Source organism: Trinickia sp. (assembly GCF_051961175.1).
Lineage (GTDB): Bacteria > Pseudomonadota > Gammaproteobacteria > Burkholderiales > Burkholderiaceae > Trinickia.
This window is the reverse complement of sequence record NZ_JBQCDN010000292.1, coordinates 1-6,399: the sequence shown is the minus strand read 5'-3', so window position 1 is coordinate 6,399 and position 6,399 is coordinate 1. Positions and strand designations below refer to the sequence as shown.

Annotated in this window: 7 protein-coding genes; 6 read left to right on the top strand and 1 reads right to left on the bottom strand. The window is 63.6% G+C overall.

Going from position 1 to position 6,399, the window contains the following annotated elements:
* Nucleotides 1-657: cyclic nucleotide-binding domain-containing protein (locus tag ACTHL0_RS17690; protein WP_440568118.1), on the bottom strand; the 657-nt coding region annotated here is incomplete at its 3' end.
* 642 nt (nt 658-1,299) lie between these two features.
* On the opposite strand from ACTHL0_RS17690, the gene ACTHL0_RS17685 reads away from it, so the two are divergent.
* The 6 genes from ACTHL0_RS17685 to ACTHL0_RS17660 are packed head-to-tail and all read left to right on the top strand — an operon-like array spanning nt 1,300 to nt 6,398.
* Nucleotides 1,300-1,911: a c-type cytochrome gene (locus ACTHL0_RS17685; RefSeq protein WP_440568120.1), complete on the top strand. Its 612-nt coding sequence runs from the start codon at nt 1,300-1,302 to the stop codon at nt 1,909-1,911.
* Complete coding sequence (locus ACTHL0_RS17680) at nt 1,908-3,203, top strand: c-type cytochrome (protein WP_440568117.1); 1,296 nt, start codon at nt 1,908-1,910, stop codon at nt 3,201-3,203. Before ACTHL0_RS17685 ends, ACTHL0_RS17680 begins: the two co-directional genes overlap by 4 nt.
* A gap of 21 nt (nt 3,204-3,224) precedes the next feature.
* Nucleotides 3,225-3,416, top strand: a complete 192-nt coding sequence (locus ACTHL0_RS17675) for a hypothetical protein (protein ID WP_440568119.1) — start codon at nt 3,225-3,227, stop codon at nt 3,414-3,416.
* Nucleotides 3,417-3,425: 9 nt separating this feature from the next.
* Entirely contained in the window at nt 3,426-3,995 is a 570-nt protein-coding gene (locus tag ACTHL0_RS17670) for a cytochrome C oxidase subunit II (protein ID WP_440568116.1), read from the top strand.
* Entirely contained in the window at nt 3,985-5,610 is a 1,626-nt protein-coding gene (locus tag ACTHL0_RS17665) for a b(o/a)3-type cytochrome-c oxidase subunit 1 (protein ID WP_440568115.1), read from the top strand. The genes ACTHL0_RS17670 and ACTHL0_RS17665 overlap by 11 nt, the downstream gene beginning before the upstream one ends.
* Nucleotides 5,607-6,398 carry a c-type cytochrome gene (locus ACTHL0_RS17660; RefSeq protein ID WP_440568114.1) on the top strand — a complete coding sequence of 264 codons (792 nt, stop codon included), beginning with the start codon at nt 5,607-5,609 and terminating at the stop codon, nt 6,396-6,398. The genes ACTHL0_RS17665 and ACTHL0_RS17660 overlap by 4 nt, the downstream gene beginning before the upstream one ends.
* Nucleotide 6,399: the final 1 nt, after the last annotated feature.

Here is a 6,399-nt window from a genome sequence, read left to right as displayed (position 1 = left end):
GCGCGTCATGCGCAAGACGAATGCACTGGGCGAATACGAGCGCGCCTTCCAACGGCGCGACAGATCGAGCAGGAAAGCTGCGACGCGTTCGTCGGCGGTCATCGTGCCGAGCATCATCATCGCGTTGCTTTCGCGCACGAGCTCGGCGCTCAGCATGCGAAAGACGTTGTGCTGAACGGCTTTGACCTCGCGGCTCAGCAACTCGAGCAGATCGAACGGCATGACGCAGACGCTGCTGTCCTCGAGTGCGACCGCGTCGCTTGCATAGTGTGCCGCGGAGATACCGTCGGCGCCCAGCAGTTCGCCTGACACATAGAACCCGGTGACTTGTTCTCTGCCGTCGACGAGCAAGTTCACCTTCTTGAAGGAGCCCGTTCGCACGGCGTATAGATTGCTGAAGCCATCGCCGACACGGTATAGCGCTTCGCCCTTCTTCACGTGACGGTAGCCCAGCACGAGATCGTCCATCTGCTGCGAGCAGGCAAGCTCGTCCGGATTGACCGCGCAGACGGGGCGCAACGAGCACGTCTTGCAGGAGGACGATGCGCCGCCTAGCGTCGCGCCCGCTCGTGCGGGCGGCTCGGCATGCAAGGAAATCGAACCGTGCCGCTTGACTGACGCGTCATGGCCGCTCGAGCGTTCACCAGCACCGAACATTCGCTTTCTCCTTTTCTTCATCGATCGACGCGGGACGCCTTGCGGTACGCCGGCTTGCGCCTTCGCCGACACAAAGTGTCCGCCAACGGATCAACGCCCCCTATCGTCCGCAGACGAAAGTCGTGTCGGCGCTTTCACACACGCTGTCAGCCGATTCCTACGCCGCACGCCCGACGCCCGCGACAAAGCCCGTCCTAGCTAGCTTCTTGCGCATGAGCGGCTTTGTCACGCACAAACGGCGCGGCGAACAGTCGCACGGTCATGTGCAATGTGCGACGTTTATCGTTCGAAGCATGATCCAGGTCAACCCGGCGAGCGACCTCGCCTGATTTAATCGCACCGATTTTCCGATGGATTCGGTGCGCCGGTGTACGCGCCAGGCTCGAATACGCGCTCGTCGCAGGCTGTCCTTCCGTTTTCATTTGCATTGATTAGAATCGGTGAGACAGCTTCGAGAAGACGCATTACCGTTCAAGTCCGCACCGCTGCGAAGTCAAAGCCGTGGGCGCACCGCATATCGTTCGTGTCCCCGGAGACGATGACGTGATGTTGAAAAAAAGAATCGCTGCTGTGCTGATCACCGCGCTCGCCGGCGTCGCCGCTTCAGCGCAAGATGCGCAGCCCGAGCGTGCGCCCGATACGATGCAAGCCCGTGTGCTTGCCTGTGCCGCCTGTCATGGCGCGCAAGGCCAAGGCACCGACAACGACTACTTTCCCCGCTTGGCCGGCAAACCGGCCGGCTATCTCTACAACCAACTCGTCGCGTGTCGCGACGGCCGGCGCCAGTATCCGCCGATGAACTACCTGCTCGCCTACCTGCCCGATGCCTATCTCCATCGGATCGCCGAGTATTTCGCGAGCCAGCGTCCGCCCTACCCGCCCGCCTCCACCCCGGCTGTCTCGGCCACGCTGCTCGCGCGCGGCGGGCAGCTCGTGAAGTCGGGCGATCCGAGCCGGCACATTCCCGCTTGCGCGGCCTGTCACGGCGCGGCGCTCACCGGCATGGAGCCCGCGATCCCGGGCCTGCTCGGCCTGCATGCCGAGTACATCAGCGCGCAACTCGGCGCGTGGCGTTACGGCACGCGCAAGTCCTACGCGCCCGACTGCATGCATGAAGTCGCTTCGCGTTTGACGAACGACGATATCACCGCCGTTGCCGCATGGCTGGCGGCATCGGCGGGGGCGGCCAATCCGGCGTTCGGGCCGGCGGGCAGCTTGAAGATGCCGCTGCGTTGCGGCAGTGAACCGCAATGACGGAGTCTTTCGTGCCAGCCATCCTTTCTCTCTCCCGCTCGCTCGCGCGCGTGGGCGCGGGCATCGCCCTTGCCGCAGCGAGCGCGCTCGCATTCGCTCAAGGCCCGGCGAGCGCGAACGCCAGCGTCGTCAAGCAGGGCGAATATCTCGCCCGCGCTGGCGATTGCATCGCTTGTCATACGCAGCCCGGCGGCCAGCTCTTTGCCGGCGGCCGTCCGATGCCGACCCCGTTCGGCACGCTCTTTTCGCCGAACATCACGCCCGACAACGAAACGGGCATCGGTGGCTGGACGGCCGACGCGTTCTATCGAATGATGCACACGGGGCGCTCGCGCGACGGCTCCCTGCTCTATCCCGCCATGCCTTATGGCGCCTACACGAAAGTCACGCGCGCAGATTCCGACGCGATCTTCGCCTATCTGCGCTCGGTGCCCGCCGTGCATCAGCCGAACCGGCCGCACGAACTGCGTTTCCCCTACAACAACCGCGAGCTGCTGCTCGGCTGGCGCACGCTGTATTTCCGCGAGGGCGAATATCAGGCCGAACCCACGCGTTCGGTCGAGTGGAATCGTGGCGCCTACCTGGTCCAGGGGTTGGGGCATTGCTCGATGTGTCATACCGCGATCAATGCGCTTGGTGGAAGCTCTGAATCGAAAGCCTTCGAGGGCGGCCTGATCCCGATGCAGGATTGGTACGCGCCTTCGCTAACGTCGAACAAGGAGGCGGGGCTTGGCGATTGGAGCATCGGCGACATTGCCGATCTGCTGCAAAAGGGGGCGTCGAACCGCGGTGCCGTGTATGGACCGATGGCGGAAGTCGTCTACGACAGCTTGCAATATCTGTCGGACGACGATGTCCGGGCGATGGCCGTTTACTTGAAGTCGCTGCCGCAACACGGCGGCGAAAGTGCCGCGGCAAACGCGAACGCCAACGTATCAGGCGAAGAGCGCAATCTGCTCTCGCGGCTCGGCTCGAAGATCTATGACGCGCAGTGTGCGACATGCCATGGCAAGCACGGCGAGGGCAAGCTGCCCGACTTCCCGCCGCTGGCGAACAACCAATCGATCCAAATGACGTCGGCCGTCAATCCGGTGCGCATGGTGCTCAACGGCGGCTATGCGCCGGGCACGGCAAAGAACCGCTCGCCTTATGGCATGCCGCCGTTCGCGCAATCGCTTTCCGATGAGGAAGTGGCGGCCGTCGTAACGTTCATCCGTACCGCTTGGGGCAATCACGGCACACCCGTGACGGCCAAGGAAGCCAACGCGCTGCGCTCGGCGCCGCTTTATTGAATCGAGGACGTCATGACGCTCATGAATCCCATGGATACCCAGAACGAGGCGCACTCGAGTGCAAACGATCCCGAGGCGGAGCGCGTGGACCACATCGTCCGCTCGGGGCCGGCGGGCGCGATCGCGGTGGCCGGCATCGCCACGGCCATCGTCGTCGCGCTCTGGTTCGCGTTCTACTTTCTGGTCTTTCTGCCGCGCGGCGTCATTCACTGAGCGAGCGATATGTCGAACATTCCTTCTCCCCGCCACGCGGATAGCGCAGTGGTCGCCTCGCGTGTCGAGCGCAAATGGGCGGCGGTTGCGATCGCGATCATTGCCTTGCTCGTCGCGATGGTCATCTACACGGGCTTGCATTGGGCGATGATGCCGCCCTCCCGCGTGGAGACGATCGATCCGACGACGCTGCATGTCTCGGGCGAATTCATCGAAAGCAACCTGGGCAGCGCAGTGGAGACCGACGGCTCGGTCACGGTGCGCATCGTCGCTCAGCAATATTCGTTCACGCCGCAATGCATCGTCGTGCCGGCCGATACGCCGATCACCTTCCGCGCGACGAGCGCCGATGTCGTGCACGGCTTTCTGATCGCCGATACGAACATCAATTCCATGGTCGAGCCGGGGTACGTCTCGACCTTCAAGACGAGCTTCGCGCAAAGCGGCGAACACCTGATGCCCTGCCACGAATACTGCGGCACCGGCCACGAAGGCATGTGGGCGCACGTGAAGGTGCTCGATCGCGCCGCATTCGACCAACTCGCGGCCAACGCCCGGAGGCTTAGCTGTGCTCAATAACAAACGACTCGTCCTCGCGCACTTCTGGTTCGCCTTCGTCACGTTTGGCGTGGCGCTGCTGCTCGGCGCATGGCAGATGTACGTGCGCAGCCCGATGCATGCCTGGCTTGGGCAGCCGGAGCTCTACTACCGCTCGGTCACCGCGCACGGCTCGGTCATGGGCTACGTGTTTCCGACGCTGATCGCCATGGGCTTCGGCTATGCGATCAGCGAGATCTCGCTTGAACAGCCGCTCGTCGGCAAGCGCTTCGCGTGGCTCGGCTGGTGGCTCGTCGCGATCGGCTCCGTCATGGCCGTGATCCCTGTTGCGCTGGGCCGCGCCTCGGTGCTCTACACGTTCTATCCGCCGATGGTCGGCAACGCGTTCTACTACATCGGCGTCGTGCTCGTGGTGGTGGGATCGTGGATCTGGGTGGCGCTGATGTCGATCAATCTGCGCACCTGGAAGCGCGCGAACCCGGGCAAGCCGGTGCCGCTGCCGATGTTCGCGAACGTCGCGGGCTCGTACCTGTGGGCGTGGACGGCCGTGGGCGCGGCGATTGAAATCCTGTTTCAGATCCTGCCCGTTGCGCTCGGGCTCAAGACGACAATCGATTCGGGCCTTGCGCGCGTGTTCTTTTCATGGACATTGCATGCCATCGTCTACTTCTGGCTGATGCCCGCGTACATCGCGTACTACACGCTCGTGCCGCGCGCCGTTGGCGGCCGGCTCTATAGCGATGCGATGGCGCGGATCTCGTTCATCCTGTTCCTTGTCGTGGCGATGCCGATCGGCATTCACCACTTGTTCGCCGATCCGCAAGTTGGATCGGGCTTCAAGTTCCTGCAATCGGTCTTCACCGCGCTCGTGTCGGTGCCGACTTTGCTCACGGTGTTCACGATCTGCGCATCCGTGGAAATCGCCGGCCGGCTGCGCGGCGGAAGCGGCCCGTTCGGGTGGCTGCGCGCCCTGCCCTGGCACGAACCGATGATGCTGGCCGTGGCCTTCTCGTTTGTCATGCTCGGCTTCGGCGGCGCGGGCGGGCTCATCAACATGAGCTACCAGCTCGACTCGACGATTCACAACACGCAGTGGATCACGGGCCACTTTCACCTGATCTTCGGCGGTGCGATCGTCATCATGTACTTCGCGATCGCCTATGAGCTGTGGCCGCAGCTGACGGGCCGCGCGCTGAGCAGCGTGAAGCTCATGCGCTGGCAACTGTGGCTCTGGTTCATCGGCATGATCGTGACGACGTTCCCGTGGCACTACGCCGGCATTCTCGGCATGCCGCGACGCATGGCGTACTTCGACTACAGCAACCCGGGCATCGCACCCGAGGCGATCACGGTCGATCTGTCGCTGGTCGGCGCCTTGATGCTCGTGGCTTCGGGCGTGTTGTTCTTCATCGTGCTGGCACGCGGCCATCGTGGGCGGCAGGCGGCGCAGCCGAGGTTCACGTTCGCCACCGCCGTGCATCCGCCCACGACGCTGCCGGTCGCGCTCAATAGTTTCGGTTTGTGGGTCGCACTCATGATCGCCCTGACGGTCGTGAACTACGGTTATCCGATCGCTCAACTGCTCACCCTGAAGCAGACATCGGTACCAGCGATTTACATGGGAGGCCCGCGATGAGCACCGAAGAACGTCTGTTCTCGCTGCGCAACCGATGGTTCACGGTCAGCGTCGGCCTCACGGCGAGCATCGCCATCGTGTCGATCTTGATCGGATTCGTCTGGCTGCCTTCCGTGCAGACGGATAAGCCGTTCACGGGGATTTGGAACGCGATCTGCAGCGCCGCCGGTGTTCCTCAGCAATGGTTCGTTTCGACGCCCGTCACCTCGCGCGTGAAGACGAGCGACGTGGTGGTCACGCCGACGATGTTCGCCCATGCCGATGCGCTATCGATCGGCCGGGGCGCGACGCTGGCCTTGCGCTGTTCGATGTGCCACGGGCCGCAGGGCATCAGCCAGGCGAATTCGCCGAACCTTGCCGGGCAATACGAAACGGTGATCTACAAGCAGCTCAAGGATTTTCAAAGCGGTGCGCGCACGAACGCAGTGATGAGCCCGATGGTCGGCACCCTCTCCGATCAGGATATGCGCGACCTCGCCGCGTACTACGCCTATCTGCCGAAGCTGGCGAGCTATCACCCGGCGAGCCAGCCGGTGCCGCTGATCGTCGCCTCAGGTGCGCCGATGCGCAATATCGCACCGTGTGCATCGTGTCACGGCGCGGCCGATCACAAGACGGGCACCCCTTGGCTCGAAGGCGAACCGGTGGCCTATATCCGCGCGCAACTGGAAGCCTTCGCGGCGGGCGATCGCCACAACGATATCGGCGAGCAGATGCGTAATGTGGCTCGGCAGATGACCCCGGCCGAGATCGACGCGGCGGCTCGCTACTATTCGAGCCAACCCTGAC